Raw genomic sequence first — 18923 nt, 5'->3', positions numbered from 1 at the left:
CTCCTAGGTAGGTAATTTAGTTTCTGGTTTCGACCTTGTTTTTTTAATTAAAGTTTCTAGAAAGCTGGCAGTCGAATTTTTGTTTTCTGTTTGGTTTTCTTCAATTGTAACTGTTGCAGTATTTGATACACCAACTAAATCATTTTTCTGATCATCAGTATCAGCACCATTATCGATTTCATCATTGTTGCTTTTATCATTACTGTCATCAGACGAAATAATTTGTGGTTTTAATGCGGTTTCTATGTGTTCTTCGTGCCAAGGCAAATCCCGGTAGCTTTGACTCAAGGAGATGGGCCAGGCTGGAAACTTAAGTACATCGAAATAGGGTGAGTAATCAAAATCTGATGGCACGAATAAACGGAAGTTGCGTTTATGGAATTTAAGCTGATCTTTATGATCGCCTTCTATGGTGGGTAATATGGGGTAGTGAACACTATGAAAGCATCGCGCAATCATACTGGAGCACACAATATTAGTTGGCCTTCCGGCATTATGCTGGAACAGGGAAGAGCGCCATTGTCTGGGTAAAACAGCATAAGGAAACATAAAACGCGCTAAATCGAGTAATTGACGCACATCGTATTCAATCCCCAAATGTTCGGCGGCGAATCCTACAACCTCATTCTGGTCTTCAACGCTCAAGCCTTCAGGTCGGCAAACTCTAAGGTTATCGTTTTTATAGTCGGAGAGTTTATTAACAACGGTACCAAACCCTAATAGTGATTCAGCGATAAGGGGTTCATCTGGGTCACCATCGAAATGTTGTTTTACTATTGATTTTGTTTCAGGGTTGGTAATTTCGTTGAGACTGCCTATATAAAGTGCGGCATGCGTCCATGGTGAAAGAGTGATGATTTTAATAACTTCGCTAACGCGGGCTTTTCCCTCAAATAGGATGACGTCAGCAGGGCGTAAATTACGAAGCATATCCTCATAATTATTTATTGCCTGCATGTTTTGATTGCTTTTGGGGATATCGTTAAGCCAGCCAACAATATTTTCCCAGAGTGCGTTGCGTAAGCTATTAAACATGAATCTATTCCTCATATTTCATGTTATGTCTTTAATTATACAGCCTTTTTAGTTTAGCTTATAAGAGAAGATATAACTGTATTAGATTATAAATAGAAACGTTTAATAAGAATATTTAGACCCATGATTAAGTTATTTTTTTATTTTTAGCCTTAATTGACATTAGTATATAAGTGTATTATTATATAAGAATATTCAGTTTAGATACTGATTCCCTCATCCATCCTCCTTTGGTGGTATTTAGCAGCTCAAATTTGAGCTGCTTTTTTTTTGCTGAGAAAAGACTAAAAAGCAATAATCTATTCTGCTTTAGTTGGTTTAAACCCTTAGTTTTACTAAGTAAACTCCATTTATTCTAATAAAATTTGTTATTACTGAAAAAGTGATAATTATTATTATATATTTGTGAATGCCTTGGGAGCCTTATTAAATAAGGAACTTCGGCTAATCAGACTCTTTTTTCAATCCCACTATTCAAGTAATGAATGGAAAAGAGCGATTCTTGCCTTTACTATTACGTCAACTATTAAATAAACCGTCGTATAAAAATAATTATGATTAAAGAAGTTGATATTCTACTGGTAGGAGCAGGAGCAATGAGTGCCACTTTGGGCTCTATGCTGAAGCAATTGGATCCTGATTTATCTGTTGTTATTGTTGAGCGTCTTGATAAACCATTGCAGGAAAGTAGTGATGGTTGGAATAACGCAGGTACAGGGCACGCCGCTTATTGTGAACTTAATTATACCCCTCAACAGCCAGACGGCAGTGTGAATGTTGAAAGGGCTTACGGGATTAATGCAAGGTACGAAGTAAGTCTTCAATACTGGTCGTATCTAGTTAAATTGGGTGCATTGCCTGAACCTACAAAATTCATTAACCCTGTGCCTCATGTGAGCTTTGTCTGGGGTGAAGATAATGTTGAATTCTTGCGCAAGCGTCATGCAGCGCTAATAGGTCACCCTATGTTTGCGGCGATGGAATTCTCGGAAGATCCTGAAGAAATAAAAGAATGGATGCCTTTGGTCATGGAAGGCAGAGATCCTTCTCAAAAAGTTGCAGCGACGCGAGTTCCGTATGGCACTGATGTGAATTTTGCCGCTGTAAGTTTAGGTATGATCGAGCACATGAAGACGCAGGATCATTTCGACTTACTGCTGAATACGTCAGTAAAAGATTTAAAACAAGATGCTGATAAGCGTTGGACGGTTTCATTGAAAGATGAAGTAACTGCTGAAAATTACGATATCAAAGCTGGTTTCGTTTTTATTGGTGCAGGTGGAGCATCTCTACCTTTGTTACAGAAATCAGGCATTCCAGAAGGAAATGGTTATGGTGGTTTCCCCGTGAGTGGGCAATTCCTGGTCTGTAAAAACCCGGAAATTGTTAAACGCCACATGGCCAAAGTCTATGGTAAAGCTTCTGTAGGCGCACCACCAATGTCGGTGCCGCATTTAGATGCCAGAATCATTGGTGATGAAAAGGCATTATTATTTGGACCATTTGCGGGTTCTACCACAAAGTTTTTAAAGAAAGGTTCAGTGTTGGATTTATTTAAATCGATTCGTTTAAATAATATTTGGCCAATGATGAGAGTTGGTATGAAAAGCTTTGATTTGATCAAGTATTTGATCAAGGAGACTTTCCAGTCATCAGGCGCGCGCATGAAAGCCTTACGTGAGTATTACCCGGAAGCTAAAGAAGAAGACTGGACTTTATTAACCGCAGGGCAGCGTGTTCAAATCATTAAGAAGTGTGAAGAAGATGGCGGTAAGATCGAATTTGGTACCGAAGTCGTGCATTCTTCTGATGGAACCTTGGCTGCGCTTTTAGGTGCATCCCCGGGGGCTTCATTACTTGTTCCCATAATATTAGAAACGATTGAAGAATGTTTTGCTGATCGGCTTGCCACAGAAGAATGGCAAACCAGAGTTAAAGAGATTATTCCGTCTTACGGTATATCGATTGTATCTCATGAAAATTTATTTATGAGTATTCGCGAAGATACATTATCGACCCTTAAACTTGATGTAGTGAAATAATCGAGAGTAAAAAAACGATATTGTTTAGGTTTTAAATCCATATTTGAAGCAGATGTGCCTTTTATTAGTAAAAAAAAGGATTTAATTGAAAGTACTGCTTGAATACTGGGTGGGATTCTCCTAAAATGTCGCGTTCTTTGAATCTGAGTGCTCAACAGAATCTTTTGTGTATTTTATACACCTAGATAGAGAGTAATCAGTTCATTCATAATTTATTAGTTGATGAGTGTGTCGAGCGGTCATTGGCTTTTGCAAGAATAGACCTTCATTTCTGGAGAATTGAAATGGGAATTACAGTTAGTACTAAACCTGCTGAAGTAAAACGTGACTGGTTTGTCATCGATGCTGAAGGTAAAACACTTGGACGTTTGGCAAGTGAAGTAGCTTTACGTTTACGTGGTAAGCACAAGCCGACATACACACCACACGTTGATACAGGTGACTACATTGTTATCGTTAACGCTGAGAAAATCTACGTGACTGGTAACAAGCTTAAGAACAAGATGTATTACAGACATACTGGTTATGTTGGTAATCTGAAAGAAGCATCTTTAAGTAAGATGTTAGATGACAAGCCTGAGCGTGTTATCGAGCTTGCAGTTAAAGGAATGCTTCCAAAAGGTCCTTTAGGTCGTGAGATGTACAGAAAATTAAAAGTTTACGCAGGTCCTGAGCACAATCATCACGCTCAGCAACCACTAGCATTAGAGATTTAAAAACATGGCAACTACACAATACTACGGAACCGGACGTCGCAAATCTTCTTCAGCGCGTGTTTTCATGAGCAAAGGAACGGGCAACATCGTAATCAACAAGCTTCCACTTGAAGAGTACTTTGGACGTGAAACAGCTCACATGATTCTTAAGCAACCATTGGTTACTACAGAGAACAGTGAAAGTTTTGACCTTATGGTTACAGTAAAAGGTGGTGGCGACAGTGGTCAAGCTGGCGCGATTCGTTTAGGTATTGCACGTGCATTACTTAAGTACGATGAAAGCCTACGCGGTACACTAAAGAAAGCGGGTTACTTAACTCGTGATGCAAGAAAAGTTGAGCGTAAGAAGGTTGGTCTTCGTAAAGCACGTAGAGCGACTCAGTTCTCTAAACGTTAATTTACAACGTTTACTGTTTCTTACAGAAACACACCAAAAAAGCCATCGTATCTACGATGGCTTTTTTGTTTGTAGCTAATAATAATTAGATATAAATTGCTTACCCATAAGCTATATAGCTTCTAATTCATCTCTCACGTACAGTTTTCCTCTTAATAAACATTGAGATGGTGAGTCTATGAGTAAGTTAGAAGCGTTGATCTTTGATGTTGATGGAACATTGGCTGATACCGAGCGCGATGGTCATCGAATTGCTTTCAATCAAGCGTTTACCGAAGCAGGGCTGGATTGGGATTGGACGCCAAAGCTTTATGGCAAACTATTGCAAGTGACTGGCGGAAAAGAACGTATTCGCTTTTATGTTGAAAAATACTTGAATGATTTCAAGCTTGAACAAGACATCACGACTTTTATTGCAAATTTACATAAGCGTAAAACGCATTTTTATCTAGAGTTACTCAAGTCTGGCGCTATTCCTTTACGATCAGGAGTGGAAAGATTGATCCTGTCAGCGCGAGAAGCAGGATTGCGTTTGGCAATTGCTACGACAACCACGCCTGAAAATGTGACCTATCTACTTTCGTCAAGCTTAGGTAAGGAATCTATCGATTGTTTTGAAGTAATCGCAGCAGGGGATATCGTCCCTGCTAAAAAACCAGCGCCTGATATTTATAACTGGGCTTTGCAACAGATGAATATCAAAGCAGAAGCTTGTCTGGCATTTGAGGATTCAATGAATGGGATTAAATCTTCGTTAGGCGCAAAGCTTAAAACCATTATTACCATTAACGATTACACCAAAGACGATGATTTCACTGGGGCCAGTCTGGTATTAGATCAATTTGGTGAGCCTAATTCACCTTTTACAGTGATAGAGGGTGACGCAATGGGCTATGATTACGTTGATATAGAATTACTCAAGCAGATACATGGAAAAACTAGAACAAAACTTTAGCCAAGATCTTGATCAAGATCTTAATCAAGACCATAAAAATAACTCCCGCGCGATCACTGATGCGCAGCAAGGTATTCACGAAAATCTCGAAAAAGTCGTGCGTAAGCATTGTGGGAATACTTATAGAAAACCCATTGCAGAACACACCTTAGACGCTTTTAGTAAAATTCAACAGCAAGTAGAAGATGCATTAGCTAAAGGCACCCCCCTACTTATGGACTCTTTTTGTGGGACTGCAGTAAGTACCCGAATAATCGCTAAACAGAATCCAGATGCATTAGTCATTGGGATAGATCGTTCGGAAGTCAGATTATCGAAACAATATGACGACTCCGTTCCTGAGAATGCGATTTTAGTTCAGGCAGATTGTGCTGACTTCTGGATGTTGGCGCAAAGAGCAGGGTGGAAAACAGTAAAGCACACCATTTTGTATCCTAATCCGTATCCTAAATCCAAACATTTGAAACGTCGCTGGCACGCGCACCCTGCTTATCCGTCTTTATTGGCGTTAGGCGGGGAGGTCGAACTGCGAACCAATTGGAAAGTTTATGCAGACGAGTTTTGTCAGGCCCTTGCATACAGCGGTTTAGAGGGTGTGAAAAGTTCTGGCGTTGAGGTGATTGATGTTGGTGAGTCTTTTAAGCCTTTGACTTTATTTGAGAAAAAATACAAGGAGGCTGGTCAGGATCTATATCGTTGTAAATATGTCCTATAATCTTATTCGAGTTTTATGAACAAAGCTAAGCGAGTTTATTACTCACTAAATAAGCTGGTTAAAAGCTTACAAAAATAATCATATATTACACTGGAGACCTACATGCGACTATTGTCACTTTCATTCCTTTCTTTTATCTTATTGATACTACCTTATTCAGTTACTTCTGCAGCTGATATGCCAAAGACGTTGTCAGCGGGCGGACAACAACTCGTTTTGAATGGCGTTGGAACCCGAACCAAATTTGTAATTTCTGTTTACCGTGCAGGACTTTATCTACAGAAAAAAAGTGGCGATGCTAAACAAATCGTTGCGGCAAACGCGCCGATGGCTATCCGTATGAAAGTGCTTTCTGGTTTTGCGAGTGCAGATAAAATGAAAAGCGCGCTTATTACCGGCTTTAATAATTCTACTGGTGGTAATACTGCACCGATTCAGCCACAAATAGATCAGCTGTTGAAGGCTGCTTTTACAGAAAAAGTGAATAAAGGTGATGTTTTCGACTTGGTTTATACGCCAGGCGGTGGAACACAGGTGTTAAAGAATAATAAACAAACTACTGTTGTTCGTGGATTACCGATTAAACAGGCTTTATTTGGAATCTGGTTGTCTGGTAAGCCAGCGCAAACTAGTCTTAAAGAAGAAATGCTGGGTAAAGATTTCTAAAAAACGCCTTCAAAGTAGGGAGGTGGCTACTCAAGGCTCACCTCCTGCTTTAAACTATATTTCTAAGCGAGTAATTTCTTCAGCATCGCGTAATAGATATTCTCTAACTGCTCTAATTCATCTTCTCCGACACATTCATTGATTTGGTGAATGGTTGCATTGGTTGGCCCAAGCTCCAGCACCTGAGCACCTGTAGGTGCAATAAAACGTCCATCCGATGTTCCGCCGCTGGTTGAAAGTTCGGTATCAATTCCACGTACTTCTTTAATCGCAGAGACTGCGGCATCAACCAAATTACCTTCGGCTGTTAAAAATGGCATGCCGGATAAAACCCATTTGATTTCATAATTGAGCTTATGCTTATCGAGAAGGGCTTCAACGCGTTGTTGTAATTCTTCAGGTGTAATTTCCGTAGAAAAGCGGAAATTGAAAATCATTTTCAAAGTTCCAGGAATAACATTTGTCACGCCAGTACCCGAATTTAAATTCGATACCTGAAAGGTTGTAGGCGGGAAAAAATCATTACCCTTGTCCCACTCCATTGCCGTTAGTTCTTCTAGCATTGGCGCAGTTAGGTGGATGGGGTTTTCAGCTAAATGCGGATACGCCACATGCCCCTGTTTGCCGTTAATTTGTAACCAGCAGCCGAGAGATCCGCGGCGACCATTTTTGATGACATCACCCACTTCGTTAGTAGATGACGGTTCGCCGACTAAACACCAGTCAATTTTTTCGTTGCGTTCTTCCAGTGTTTTTATGACTTTGACCGTACCGTCTGTGGCAGGTCCTTCTTCATCACTGGTAATCAAATAGGCGATTGAGCCTTTATGGTTGGGGTAGTCTGCGACAAAGCGTTGGCAGGCGACAGTGAATGCAGCGATGCTACCTTTCATATCTGCGGTGCCACGCCCGAACAACTTCCCATCACGTATCTCAGCAGAAAAAGGATCACTATCCCAGCTTTCTAAGGGGCCGGTAGGTACAACGTCAGTATGACCTGCAAAGCAAAAAACAGGTGCTTCTGTACCTTTGCGTAGCCAGATATTTTCGACTTCGCCAAAGTTGAGTTTCTCGGCAACAAAGCCAATAGGCTCAAGTTGCTCGATGAGTAAATCCTGGCATCCTTCATCTTTCGGTGTTACAGACTTGCGGGAGATCAGTTCTTTTGTGAGATTTAAGGTATTAGACATGTGAATATTTTACAGCAAAGTGGCATAGGTTTTTTCAGAAAAACCAACCATCACCTGATCAGGAAGTTCTAAAACAGGGCGCTTAATAATCGTTGGTTGATCTTCTGCAACGACTAAAGCCAGAGTTTCATTCATGTTTTCTTTGGTTTCGTCTGGGAGGTTGCGCCAGGTTGTGCTGCGCTTATTGATGATTTTTTCCCAGCCTAGTTCTTTCATCCATGCGCGTAATTGCACTGGGTTTAAACCATCTTCGCGAAAATCTATAAACTCATAAGGGATGTTATTTTTTTCCAGATAATTGCGCGCTTTTTTGATTGTGTCGCAATTTTTGATGCCGTACATAATGATCATTGTTGATGTGCTTCGTATTCAGTCAAAAGGCGTACTATAAACGGAATAAGTGCCTAAATACACGCTAAAATCTAGTATCGCCTATCGGCGAGCTAGTTTTAAGCTCTGGCATACATGAGTTGTCCATTTCAAAAAAACGAAATGGCAAGCTCATGGTAACTAGAGGGGTGAATTAAAAAAAGTACACCCCCCTACTTATAGGCCTTTTTTTACAAGGTTTAGAAAAATCGTTGTAAACCTCTATATTTAGGTGCTTTTTCAGGTGGTTGATTAAGGTGCTCTTTTACTCCCCAGCAACCATAAAACTGACAGGTCCGTGGTGCGGAAAACGCAACGAATAATCCACCTTCGGTAATTCTGTCCCAGTTTTGTAAAAATTCAATATAGAATTTTTCCATTGGGTGCGCGCGGTTTGCTCCAATAAGGAATGGGTTGGGATGATCTCGTGTGGATTTAGTCCCAGGAGCGGTAAGGTGCTGTCCCCCTTCATAAGCAGCGAGTTTGACGCCATATTTTTTCGCTAAATCCATTTGTACTTGAATCATCTTGTAGACGTTATTCATTGAATAAGGATTTTTCTGATCGTCTTTTAGCAGGGCAAAAACACTCGGTACGCTATTCACGCCTGAAAGCGCTTTTTGGTGTACAAAGAAATAGGGCGCGATCGCCATCAAATCGACATGTTTATAAGCGCCTTTATGTTCCATCACCACAGGTGTCATATAACGATTTGCCGACCACGCTCCCATGACTCTGACAATACGATTACTGCTCGAATTACCAAACACCTGCTGGAATATTTTGAAGATTTCTACAGAGCGTTGTGAATAGAATTTTTGTCCGGCGACATTAGGATCAGGATCGAGTCGAAGTTTAGTCCCCATATCTTTCGCATAATGCATTTGTAAAAATCCGGGGTTCCAGGCTTCGTTGGTGTATTCAATATATGCTTTCAGGTTAGGTCGCAGGTGTTTCTTTACATAAGACGCATACTTCCTGACGAGCTTGTCATCGGCAGCGTGGGGGATATTGAACCAGGGGTCTCGGTTGAGCACATTCGCCAGCTTAACCATCACCGATAATGGCGCGCCACGTGTGCCTTCGTAACCTGCCCATGTTGCTTTGCTCATGTGGGGCATTTGCTTCCAGTGTTTGATCGGGTTACGAGTGATACCGGACATATTCATCATTCTGATCACTTTAAAGTCTTTCATGAATCTCAAGTAATCAGGGTTGAAGATAATTTTTTTGTGATGCTTTTCAAACGATAGGAAATTTCCACGGCATTGGTTTGCGCTGTTAACCCTTGTGAATGGATCGTTTGCGCAAATGCCGCCTGGCATGATTACTCGAATATTGCGTACATAGTTATTAGGTTCGGAGCGTTTTATTAAAAGCGCGACCTGCATGAATTTGTCATGCCCAGAACGAAATTCAACAATGTCTTTGCCGAGCGAAGAGTGAACAATTTTAGCATCGCCTTCGTATGCCAGTTGGCCTTCACCATCATAAAGAACCGTATAATTACCTTCGGGAAGAGTGCCTGCTGGAAGCCAGTGAATCATGTAGCTGCCTGCCTTTCCGCCTTTTAAGTCAACTGGCCATCCATCACGATCGTATTGAATATGACCATGGGTGAGTTTTTTGGCGTCTTTAAATGGCATCGCCATTTTGAACACATTGACAAACGGAGCGCTTGAATCAACGTGCTGAATTTCATTGGTATTCATGCCGACGGGCAATTTGGCAAGCGTTGTGGTGCACAGCAAAATAGATAATGTCGCTAGCAGTGTGTTAATCAATCCTTTGATATTCACGCTTTCCCCTTTTTTGTTGGTGTATTTTTTATCAGTATTTTTAACAGTATAGTGTTTAGTTTTGTTTTTAATAAAAAGGTTCTATTTCTCGCCAAAATAAAAACCCGCCGTATCAGGATTAATTGATAGGCGGGTTATTGATCGTTTTATTTTTTCTTTTTACTGGTTTTATTTATTTTTGCAGCATGTGGGCTTTTCTTTCTTTTACGGAACATCTGAGAAGGGGACAGCTTGGCGCGCTTATCGTCTTTTCCTTCGAAGGGGTTCTCGCCCGTTTTGAATTCTATTTTTACCTGAGTACCTTTAAGCTTCAGTGTCTCGCGGAAATAATTCATCAAATAACGTTTGTATGAACCGGGAACTCGATTGGTCTGATTGCCATGAATAATAACGGTGAACGGGTTGCTGCCACCTTGGTGTGCATAACGAAGTTTGATACGACGCGTCGCAACAATTGGAAGTTGATGGGCTTCTGTCGCAGTTTGTAGAATTCGCGTCATGCGAGCAGTAGGTACATCAAGCATGGCAGAATCATAGGCTTCGTGGACAGATTTGTATAAATGTCCGACACCTGTGCCGTGCAGTGCAGAAATAAAGTGTTTATCAGCAAAGTCGAGGAAAGGTAGTTTAACTTCTAATTTAACTTTGATTTGGTCTTTCGCATATTCGTCCAGACCATCCCATTTATTAATCGCAACAACCAAAGATCGGCCAGCATCTAATATTAATCCCAGTAAATGCGCATCTTGATCCGTAATTGTTTCATGCGCGTCTAGCAGCATAATCACGACATGGGCTTGTTTGATCGCTTCTAGCGTTTTGATGATGCTAAAGGTTTCAATCGCCTCTTTTACTTTGCCACGACGACGAACACCTGCAGTATCGATTAGCGTGTATTTTTTACCATCACGTTCATAAGGAACGTAAATACTGTCGCGTGTGGTACCAGGCTTATCAAACGCGACTACGCGTTCTTCACCCATAATACGATTGATAAGTGTTGATTTTCCTACATTTGGGCGACCAACAAAGGCAATACGAATGCTATCCGCGTGCTCTTCAGGAATCGTCTCTTCTTCTTCAACCGGGAATTTTTCGAGCAGCTTTTCGATCATCGACGTAACACCGCGACCATGTGCTGCAGCTATGGCGAATACGTCTTTAAAACCTAGTTGATAGAACTCTGCTTTGGCTTGTTCCGGGTCAACAGCGTCGGTTTTATTGACGACCAGGTAAACTGTTTTACCCGCTTTACGTAATCGATCTGCGACTAAATGATCTGCAGGGGTAAGTCCTTCTCTACCATCCACCATAAATAAAACGGTATTCGCTTCATCCACTGCCAACCATGTCTGGTTTGCCATGTACTCGTCGATACCCGCATCATCACCGCTTAACCCGCCGGTATCGATAACCAGATAGTCACGTTCGATTTCGTTGTTATCAGTACCTAGAACGCCTTGACCGTATTTGCGATCACGGGTTAAGCCAGGAAAATCAGCCACCAATGCATCTCGCGATTTGGTTAAGCGATTAAATAAAGTGGATTTACCGACATTAGGTCGGCCGACAAGGGCGAATACAGGTTTCATAGCGATATTTGTAACAGATTTATAGCAGAGTAGTGCTTAAGTTTAAAGCATCAATGCTGTAATCAAAACTCAATAGTTATAGCCGCGCAAGGATAACAAATTGCGCTGTAATAAGGTATTTATTCAGCGTTTATTCGTCATTATTTGCTATTTAATTCATTATTTATTGGGTAAAAATTGGGTATTGAGAATGATAGCTACAAAAAAAGGCCTAAAAGTAGGGGGGTGTATTTAAGTTATCTCTAAATCGTGCATAATCCCTCCATGACTTCTACTCCATCCCTTAAAAAAACCTTACAACTCAATAATCAACAATTGCAGCAGCAATTTGAAGAGGGAGTTGAAATTCAGGACATTCTCAAGCAACGCAGCCAGACTATTGATGGTTTATTGCAATCGATGTGGTCCCAGCAAAATAGTGATAATGCTAATGATTCACTCTCAGCCGCCTTAGTTGCCGTGGGTGGTTATGGAAGAGAGGAAATGCATCCTGCTTCTGATGTTGATCTATTGATTTTGTTAGCAACAGAGCCGAGCGCAGAAGAAGAAGCTAAGCTATCGGATTTTGTTACCCAGCTATGGGATTTAGGTCTGGAAATAGGGCATAGCGTACGTACTCTGGATGAGTGCGTAACAGAAGCGACGGATGATTTAACCGTGATTACGAATCTGATTGAGTCACGTTTTCTGTGTGGGAATGAAGACGTTTATCATCAGCTTAAAAATCTCATCTCAGTAGATAAAATCTGGAACAGTCAGGATTTTTTCAAAGCGAAAATAAAAGAACAGGAAGACCGTTATCTGCGTTATGGCGATACTGCTTACCGCGTGGAACCCAATTTGAAAGATGGCCCGGGTGGTTTGCGTGATTTGCAAATGATCGGCTGGATTACATTGCGTGAATACGGCATCGGCTCGTTAAAAACGCTGAGTGATGCAAAAGATAATGACTTGCTCAACCCCAAAGAATACGAATCGCTCATCGAAGCACGAGATTTTCTCTGGAAAGTACGTTTTGCCTTACACCAGATAACGGGACGCAAAGAAGACAGACTGCTATTCGATCATCAGCGAGATCTCGCGCATGCTTTTGGTTACACCAATGATGAGCATAATGAGTCAATCGAAGCGTTCATGCAGAGTTATTACAAAACTATCACGCAGTTAGAGCGGCTTAATGAAATTCTACTGGGTTTGCTCAGACAACGTATTTTATTGGAGAATCAGGCTGAGCCAATATCCATCAATAACTTTTACTGTAATCAGGGCGGCTATCTGGATTTGGCGCAAAAAGACTTATTCAGTAAGCAACCGCATACGATTCTGGAAGTGTTTCACATATTGCAAACAGTGCCTAATCTTAAAGGCTTAACGCCAGCAACTATTCGAGAATTGCGCCGTAATTTACATCTGGTAGATCAGGGTTTTCGCGATAATCCACATAATAAACATATGTTTATTAATATTGTATCCGCTAATCACAGAGTGAATTTTGTCTTAAGGCGAATGAATCGCTACGGGGTTCTCGCTGCGTATATTCCTGCTTTCGGTAATATTGTTGGCCGTATGCAATATGACCTTTTCCATGCGTATACCGTGGATGATCACACCTTAAATGTGGTGCGTAACATCCGTGTCTTGAGTATCGAAAAGGGCGCTAAAGAACTCCCTTTCTGTCATGAGCTTTTCAAGCATATCGAGAAACCAATGCTGCTTGTTCTGGCGGGTATATTCCATGATATTGCAAAGGGTAGAGGTGGTAGTCATTCCGAATTAGGTGCTGTCGATGCGCTTGAATTCTGTCGCTCTCACGCGCTTAGCGAAGAAGATTCTCAGCTGGTTAGCTGGCTGGTAGAAAATCATCTGTTGATCAGTAGTATAGCGCAACGCAAAGATATTAATGACCCTGAAGTGATAAAAGATTTTGTGGAAGTTGTAGGTACTCTGGAAAGGCTAGAATACTTACACATCTTAACTATTAGTGATATTAAGGGCACGAACCCAACCCTTTTAACCAGTTGGAAGCATTCATTGCTGATTGAATTATTTAAAAATACGCGAAAATATCTACAGAACGAAGTGGCTAAAACGGATAGCAACGAAGACATTATTGAGCGAGAAATACAGAGTAAGAAACAGGCTGTATTAGCCATGATTGCAGAAAATGGCATGGATCAGGCAGTCAGCGAACGATTCTGGAAGCGATTTGATGATGATTATTTTGTGCAATTTTCTGCTGAGAGACTTTTCTGGCATATCAAAGAAATTGCCGAAAATAAAAGTCTGCTAACTACTCAGAATACCTTGGCAGAAGATACAGAAGAAGCAATCATAAAAATTGCCGACAGCAGTGTTACCAAAAGCTCGGTATTGTTAATTTACACCAGAGATCGGTATGGATTGTTTGTAAAAATAACATCTGCGATAGAACAGCAATGTCTCAATACAGTTGGGGCGAGCATCACATCGACTAATGACGATTATGATTTGTTTACATTTTATTTGTTAGATAACGATGGCAAACCATTGAGTAGCTATGATGATAAGCAACAGCTGTTAGATACGATTAAGAAAAACTTATCTCAAGAGCAACCTTCGTATAATTTCGATCATCATAGAATGCCAAGACAGTTAAAGCATTTCGACACTAAAACATCGGTTGAATTTAGCTTGAATACGCAGCATCAACAAACTGAAATATTGATCAATACTGCTGATGGTGCAGGCATTTTAACCAGAATTGGTGAGGTATTTACCCAGTATGGGATTAATATTCATAATGCGCGAATTGCGACATTAGGTGAAATTGCCGAAGATATTTTCCTTGTAACCACAAACAGCGGAAAGCCTGTTACTTCAGAAGAAAAACAGGCGGAGTTGGAAGAGGCATTGATTCAGAAACTAGATTCTTGAACCAAGGGTCATGAATCAAAGGTTATGAATCAAGGCTCCGTTAAATACTCGTTGGCGTAGTGTTCAAGCTGTAAATAGAATCATTGAGTGGCATCGCTTCTAATTCTAGTTGCTGATGGAATTCAGATCCTAGGGGAGCGCCAAGCAAAGAAGCTTCTAAATCCTGTCTCGCACTTTCTTCAACAGCCGATTCAAGACGAGAAGTATCTAAATCTGTCCAGAAGTCATTTGCAGTCACATCGTAATTAAACGAAACGCGATTTAAGCCACCCATATGTTGTGGCTGTTCAACTTCAACCGATTGCGGCTGATTTTGAATTTGATTCTTATCTGTTCTGTAGTCTTTGTTTTTAAAAGACTGTTCCAGAGAATATAAATTATTGCGGGGACTGCTTCGAACAGGGCTGCTTATATGAACCTTGTTATGTACAGCATTAGCAACGGCTTTAAGTTTTAATGGGTTTTGTAGAAAGCCAAATATAGATGCGATTCCCAAAACCAGGGCCACAGCCGCCACGGAATAAAAGAGTGGTGATGCTAATGTGTCCTTAAAGCCTGTTGTGCTATATACCTTTGGCTCACGAAAGCCTTCGTTAACGGTATGCTTTTGATTATTCATTGCTCATTCTCTCAAATCATTTTATTTTTATTTTTAAGAGCGTAATACGGGTTTTGTCTTTAATTAAAAATTATCTAAACCAAGATGCTCTTTCACTTAAAAATAGACAATTATCTATCTTATTTCAATGATTTTACGCCTAACGGCTGAGCCTAAGCTGAATGAGACCGATTTTAAGCGATTATTTAAGCTATTATTTTGAATAAGTTTTTAGCGATTCTTCTTTTGAATAGCGGCGAGAAATCCACGTTGAATATTGAGTTCGCTTCGTGTCATGCCAGATCGGGAATAGAGGCGTCTTAAACGGGTCATCAAGTGTTTGGGGTTTTCCGGGTCTAAAAATTCAACGTCTTCCATGACTTGTTTTAAATGCTGATAAAAACCATCAAGCTCTTCTGATGTAACCCATTCATCTTCCTGCTCTTTTTCTGATTTTTCTTTGGCGATAAGGGGGGCTGTAGGGCTGTCTTTTAATACAGCGACTCGGCATTCATAAGCCAGTAACTGAACCGCAGATGCGACATTTAAAGAACTGTAATCAGGGTTAGTAGGAATGTGTACCAAATGCTGGCAAACCGCGAGTTCATCGTTTGTAAGTCCAGAACTCTCGCGACCAAATAACAACGCGACTTTAGCTTTGACGGCGTGTTGCGCAAGGGTTTCTCCACATTCCCGAGAATCTTGAATATCCCAGCTCAAGGTTCGCTCATGTCTGGCACTGCTCCCTACCACTAATTGGCAATCGGCTATCGCTTCGGCTAAGGTTGATACGACGGTGGCATTGTCTAGAATATCAGTGGCATTAGCAGACATTGCATTAGCTTGTTCATCAGGAAAAGACTTGGGATTTACCAAAAAGAGATCAGATAACCCCATTACTTTCATGGCACGTGCTGCAGCGCCAATATTTCCGGGATGAGACGTGTGAATCATAACAATTCTGATGTTATCTAATGGCTTGTTGTTCATCTTAAATTCCTCAATAGAACAGCATACTTTATGCTGTAGTATGACTAAGTCAGGAACAATATAGCAATAGATCGCATTTTGATAATTTAATTAGCAATAGAAGGTGATCAACTGGGGAATTTAGGATCGTTTTCTGTTAGACTCTCGCGGCTGAAATAATCTCAGTAATTATCTATTATGATAATACCGAGATAACTATAAAATTGTTTGATCTGATGAACTACTATTTACGGAAATTGTTATGAATCCTATGTTAAATATGGCTATTAAAGCCGCCCACGAAGCTGGCGACATCATTGCGCGCAGTGCCGATAGGATCGACCAGTTACAGATCGAAAACAAAGACAAAAATGATTTTGTTTCTGAAATAGATCGCGCTGCCGAAGATACTATTATCGGTATTTTGAAAAAAGCGTATCCGGATCATAGCTTTATCGGCGAAGAAAGCGGAAAAATAGAAGGCACTTCTAAAGAATACGAATGGATTATTGATCCTCTCGATGGAACTACAAATTTCCTTTACGGTGTACCACATTACGCGGTTTCAATCGCGCTTAAGAAAAATGGAAAAATCGATCAGGGTGTTGTTTACGACCCGATGAGAGATGATTTATTCCATGCATCACGAGGTGGTGGCGCATTTTTGAATAATCGTCGCATTCGTGTTTCTAAACGTTTGTCGTTAGAAAATGCATTACTGGGAACCGGAATTCCATACCGTCCAGATCAAGCTGAAATCATTGATACTTACCAGCTAACAATGAAAGCGTTGATGCTAAATACAGCTGGTGTTAGACGAGCAGGTTCTGCTTCGCTAGACCTGGCGTATGTTGCAGCTGGTCGATACGATGGTTTCTGGGAATTCGGATTACAAGAATGGGATATCGCTGCAGGCGTGTTACTAGTGCAAGAAGCAGGTGGTCTTGTTGGTGATATGCAAGGTGGCGAAACGCATTTGAAGTCGGGTGATATTGTCGCGGCAAACCCAAAAGTATTCAAAGATATGATCAAACGCCTACATGGCGTGCTTAAATAAGCTGTTCTTAGCTTAAAAGCGTGCTTAGCTAAAAAGTGCTCGGCGAAAAAGAATACTTAAATAATATTTAACTTAAAAAATACTATTATTCGCGGGCAAAATTTAAATATCCAACTACAATAGATGAATTAAAACCCACCCCCCTACTTAGGGGGCGTTTTTATTTTCAGAATTTATATGGTGTTTGTATAAACCATTCTTTAGTAGCTATTTATTATGTTCGAAACTTACATTCTAGCGCTAACAACATTCTTCGCCACTGTCGGACCTATCGACGTGGCTGCTGTATTTGCGGGGCTAACGTCCCAGAGAAGTGCGCGCACTAAAAGTAAAATAGCTTTAAAAGGCGTGTTGATTGCCACCTGTATTCTTCTAGCGTTTGCCTTTCTTGGCGAAGCTATATTGAGTTCTCTGGGTATTACGCTGCCTGCATTACGCGTGGCTGGTGGTATCTTATTATTATTGATCGGCATTGATATGGTCTTTGCCCGACATTCTGGCGGTACTTCTGCAACAGAAGATGAGGTTGAAGAAGCCGAGACCAGTCACGATATCAGTGTGTTTCCCGTCGCTACTCCGCTTATAGCCGGCCCTGGTGCAATGGGTGCAGTCATTTTATTGATGGCCAATGTTCAGGGTGATATTGCACAGCAAAGTATGGTTGTTTTAGGTCTGCTAAGCATCATGCTAATTACCTATATTTCACTGATTGGTGCGAGCCAGTTACATCGCTTTATTGGTGTTACTGGTTTGCAAGTAATCACTCGTGTTTTCGGCGTTATTCTTTGCGCATTAGCCGTTCAGTTCATGTTTGATGGCATCAAAAATAGTGGTTTGATCTCATAACTGAAAACCCTGATTTGTTCACTTTGATTAGTTTTATCTACATATAACTAAGCATAAATAAGAAGCAGGCACCTTAATCAAAGAGAAGTAATCGCTCTATGCAATCCCATAACATCGCCCTTGGTGCTTTTTTAATCGTCCTGGCAGAACTGGCAATTCTAGCCACAGGGATGATAATTAAAACCATATCTGCTGAAGTATCCATAGAGCAAATCGTATTCATCCGAAATTTTGTTGGCCTATTAATATTAGTGCCATGGCTAATGAGGAAGGGTATTTCAAGACTTCATACCAAGCATATCGGTCTGCACATCGCTAGAAGTGTGGTTGGTTTGTCGGCAATGGTTTGTTTGTTTTACTCCTGGGGGCATTTGCCGCTGGCGCAAGCATCCTTATTGAAACAGACGTCGCCGATTTTTATTCCGATTTTTGCCTTTTTCTGGATCAAAGAAAGTATTGGTTTGAAAACGATTATCGCCATCATAGTTGGATTTCTTGGTGTTGTATTAATCATTAATCCGGGCGCGGGAGAATTCAATCTGGTCGTTTTATTGGCGTTAGTCGGGGCGATGCTGGCAGGACTTGCTAAGGTTATTATCCGTAAAATGACCGCCACAGAAACGCCGGGTCGAATCGTGTTTTACTTTGCACTAATTGGGACCTTGGTCTCAGCAATTCCAGCGCTGCTAAACTGGGTGAGTTTAAGCTGGATTCAACTAGCTTCGTTAGCGGGTATTGCAATCTTCTCAACTATAGGCCAATTAGCATTAAGCAAAGCTTACAGTCATGCGCCTGCTGGCCAACTTGGTCCTTATACTTATACCGCAGTGGCTTTTGCCGCTTTATTTGGTTGGATAATCTGGGATGAGGTTCTGGATTATAAAACCATCATTGGCATCATAATTATTGTATTTGCAGGTGTTTTGGCGATGACTGATAGACGAATCAGTCGGATTAAAGCAGAACAAAAACAGATAGTGTTCGATAAAAATAAATAAACCCACCTCCCCACTTACGGGCACTTTTTTAAAAAAACTGCCCGTAAGTGGGGAGGTGGGTTTCTA

Annotated in this window: 17 protein-coding genes; 10 read left to right on the top strand and 7 right to left on the bottom strand. The window is 40.9% G+C overall.

Annotated elements, in window-relative coordinates; all coding sequences use genetic code 11:
• Nucleotides 1-3 precede the first annotated feature (3 nt).
• Nucleotides 4-1035: a YiiX/YebB-like N1pC/P60 family cysteine hydrolase gene (locus EV695_RS00490; protein ID WP_243651409.1), complete on the bottom strand. Its 1032-nt coding sequence runs from the start codon at nucleotides 1033-1035 to the stop codon at nucleotides 4-6.
• A gap of 554 nt (nucleotides 1036-1589) precedes the next feature.
• Between EV695_RS00490 and mqo the strand changes: the two genes are divergently transcribed.
• The 6 genes from mqo to EV695_RS00460 all read left to right on the top strand — a co-directional run bounded on the left by mqo (nucleotide 1590) and on the right by EV695_RS00460 (nucleotide 6526).
• Nucleotides 1590-3077 carry a malate dehydrogenase (quinone) gene (mqo, locus tag EV695_RS00485; protein WP_243651407.1) on the top strand — a complete coding sequence of 496 codons (1488 nt, stop codon included), beginning with the start codon at nucleotides 1590-1592 and terminating at the stop codon, nucleotides 3075-3077.
• Nucleotides 3078-3361: 284 nt separating this feature from the next.
• Nucleotides 3362-3793: a 50S ribosomal protein L13 gene (gene rplM, locus EV695_RS00480; protein ID WP_131903971.1), complete on the top strand. Its 432-nt coding sequence runs from the start codon at nucleotides 3362-3364 to the stop codon at nucleotides 3791-3793.
• Nucleotides 3794-3797: 4 nt separating this feature from the next.
• Nucleotides 3798-4190, top strand: a complete 393-nt coding sequence (rpsI, locus tag EV695_RS00475; RefSeq protein ID WP_131903970.1) for a 30S ribosomal protein S9 — start codon at nucleotides 3798-3800, stop codon at nucleotides 4188-4190.
• Nucleotides 4191-4368: 178 nt separating this feature from the next.
• Nucleotides 4369-5145, top strand: a complete 777-nt coding sequence (locus EV695_RS00470; protein ID WP_131903969.1) for an HAD family hydrolase — start codon at nucleotides 4369-4371, stop codon at nucleotides 5143-5145.
• The gene (trmB, locus tag EV695_RS00465) at nucleotides 5120-5860 is read left to right on the top strand and encodes a tRNA (guanine(46)-N(7))-methyltransferase TrmB (RefSeq protein ID WP_131903968.1); all 741 of its coding nucleotides are present in this window, start codon (nucleotides 5120-5122) and stop codon (nucleotides 5858-5860) included. The genes EV695_RS00470 and trmB overlap by 26 nt, the downstream gene beginning before the upstream one ends.
• A 102-nt stretch (nucleotides 5861-5962) precedes the next feature.
• The gene (locus EV695_RS00460) at nucleotides 5963-6526 is read left to right on the top strand and encodes a chalcone isomerase family protein (RefSeq protein WP_131903967.1); all 564 of its coding nucleotides are present in this window, start codon (nucleotides 5963-5965) and stop codon (nucleotides 6524-6526) included.
• 62 nt (nucleotides 6527-6588) lie between these two features.
• Here the strand turns inward: EV695_RS00460 and dapE are convergent, their stop codons facing one another.
• The 4 genes from dapE to der all read right to left on the bottom strand — a co-directional run bounded on the left by dapE (nucleotide 6589) and on the right by der (nucleotide 11476).
• Nucleotides 6589-7716 carry a succinyl-diaminopimelate desuccinylase gene (gene dapE / locus EV695_RS00455; protein ID WP_131903966.1) on the bottom strand — a complete coding sequence of 376 codons (1128 nt, stop codon included), beginning with the start codon at nucleotides 7714-7716 and terminating at the stop codon, nucleotides 6589-6591.
• A gap of 9 nt (nucleotides 7717-7725) precedes the next feature.
• Entirely contained in the window at nucleotides 7726-8067 is a 342-nt protein-coding gene (locus EV695_RS00450; protein ID WP_131903965.1) for an ArsC family reductase, read from the bottom strand.
• Nucleotides 8068-8285: 218 nt separating this feature from the next.
• Nucleotides 8286-9884: a hypothetical protein gene (locus EV695_RS00445; RefSeq protein ID WP_243651405.1), complete on the bottom strand. Its 1599-nt coding sequence runs from the start codon at nucleotides 9882-9884 to the stop codon at nucleotides 8286-8288.
• Between the two features lie 146 nt (nucleotides 9885-10030).
• Nucleotides 10031-11476: a ribosome biogenesis GTPase Der gene (gene der / locus EV695_RS00440; RefSeq protein ID WP_131903964.1), complete on the bottom strand. Its 1446-nt coding sequence runs from the start codon at nucleotides 11474-11476 to the stop codon at nucleotides 10031-10033.
• Nucleotides 11477-11740: 264 nt separating this feature from the next.
• On the opposite strand from der, the gene glnD reads away from it, so the two are divergent.
• A complete protein-coding gene (gene glnD / locus EV695_RS00435) occupies nucleotides 11741-14389 on the top strand; it encodes a [protein-PII] uridylyltransferase (RefSeq protein WP_131903963.1) in 2649 nt (882 codons plus the stop codon).
• Between the two features lie 40 nt (nucleotides 14390-14429).
• Here glnD and EV695_RS00430 read toward each other — a convergent pair whose 3' ends face one another.
• Both EV695_RS00430 and trmJ read right to left on the bottom strand, forming a co-directional pair.
• Complete coding sequence (locus EV695_RS00430; RefSeq protein ID WP_131903962.1) at nucleotides 14430-15008, bottom strand: hypothetical protein; 579 nt, start codon at nucleotides 15006-15008, stop codon at nucleotides 14430-14432.
• 210 nt (nucleotides 15009-15218) lie between these two features.
• A complete protein-coding gene (gene trmJ, locus EV695_RS00425; protein ID WP_131903961.1) occupies nucleotides 15219-15977 on the bottom strand; it encodes a tRNA (cytosine(32)/uridine(32)-2'-O)-methyltransferase TrmJ in 759 nt (252 codons plus the stop codon).
• 241 nt (nucleotides 15978-16218) lie between these two features.
• Between trmJ and EV695_RS00420 the strand changes: the two genes are divergently transcribed.
• From EV695_RS00420 to EV695_RS00410, 3 genes are all read left to right on the top strand, one after another.
• Nucleotides 16219-17013: an inositol monophosphatase family protein gene (locus EV695_RS00420; RefSeq protein WP_131903960.1), complete on the top strand. Its 795-nt coding sequence runs from the start codon at nucleotides 16219-16221 to the stop codon at nucleotides 17011-17013.
• Between the two features lie 216 nt (nucleotides 17014-17229).
• Nucleotides 17230-17859, top strand: a complete 630-nt coding sequence (locus tag EV695_RS00415; RefSeq protein ID WP_131903959.1) for a MarC family protein — start codon at nucleotides 17230-17232, stop codon at nucleotides 17857-17859.
• A gap of 98 nt (nucleotides 17860-17957) precedes the next feature.
• Nucleotides 17958-18857, top strand: a complete 900-nt coding sequence (locus EV695_RS00410; RefSeq protein WP_131903958.1) for a DMT family transporter — start codon at nucleotides 17958-17960, stop codon at nucleotides 18855-18857.
• Nucleotides 18858-18923 lie beyond the last annotated feature (66 nt).

Source organism: Cocleimonas flava (assembly GCF_004339015.1).
Classification (GTDB): domain Bacteria; phylum Pseudomonadota; class Gammaproteobacteria; order Thiotrichales; family Thiotrichaceae; genus Cocleimonas; species Cocleimonas flava.
The sequence above is the reverse complement of the archived record's forward strand: the minus strand, read 5'-3'. Positions and strand labels throughout refer to the sequence as shown.

Excerpts from the sequence above, each read along its gene's own strand:
- EV695_RS00420 (WP_131903960.1), top strand. The coding sequence starts at position 16,219 with ATGAATCCTATGTTAAATATGGCTATTAAAGCCGCCCACGAAGCTGGC.
- EV695_RS00460 (WP_131903967.1), top strand. The coding sequence starts at position 5,963 with ATGCGACTATTGTCACTTTCATTCCTTTCTTTTATCTTATTGATACTA.
- trmJ (WP_131903961.1), bottom strand. The coding sequence starts at position 15,977 with ATGAACAACAAGCCATTAGATAACATCAGAATTGTTATGATTCACACG.
- EV695_RS00415 (WP_131903959.1), top strand. The coding sequence starts at position 17,230 with ATGTTCGAAACTTACATTCTAGCGCTAACAACATTCTTCGCCACTGTC.
- EV695_RS00470 (WP_131903969.1), top strand. The coding sequence starts at position 4,369 with ATGAGTAAGTTAGAAGCGTTGATCTTTGATGTTGATGGAACATTGGCT.
- mqo (WP_243651407.1), top strand. The coding sequence starts at position 1,590 with ATGATTAAAGAAGTTGATATTCTACTGGTAGGAGCAGGAGCAATGAGT.
- EV695_RS00410 (WP_131903958.1), top strand. The coding sequence starts at position 17,958 with ATGCAATCCCATAACATCGCCCTTGGTGCTTTTTTAATCGTCCTGGCA.
- dapE (WP_131903966.1), bottom strand. The coding sequence starts at position 7,716 with ATGTCTAATACCTTAAATCTCACAAAAGAACTGATCTCCCGCAAGTCT.
- rplM (WP_131903971.1), top strand. The coding sequence starts at position 3,362 with ATGGGAATTACAGTTAGTACTAAACCTGCTGAAGTAAAACGTGACTGG.
- trmB (WP_131903968.1), top strand. The coding sequence starts at position 5,120 with ATGGAAAAACTAGAACAAAACTTTAGCCAAGATCTTGATCAAGATCTT.
- der (WP_131903964.1), bottom strand. The coding sequence starts at position 11,476 with ATGAAACCTGTATTCGCCCTTGTCGGCCGACCTAATGTCGGTAAATCC.
- EV695_RS00450 (WP_131903965.1), bottom strand. The coding sequence starts at position 8,067 with ATGATCATTATGTACGGCATCAAAAATTGCGACACAATCAAAAAAGCG.
- EV695_RS00490 (WP_243651409.1), bottom strand. The coding sequence starts at position 1,035 with ATGTTTAATAGCTTACGCAACGCACTCTGGGAAAATATTGTTGGCTGG.
- rpsI (WP_131903970.1), top strand. The coding sequence starts at position 3,798 with ATGGCAACTACACAATACTACGGAACCGGACGTCGCAAATCTTCTTCA.
- EV695_RS00430 (WP_131903962.1), bottom strand. The coding sequence starts at position 15,008 with ATGAATAATCAAAAGCATACCGTTAACGAAGGCTTTCGTGAGCCAAAG.
- glnD (WP_131903963.1), top strand. The coding sequence starts at position 11,741 with ATGACTTCTACTCCATCCCTTAAAAAAACCTTACAACTCAATAATCAA.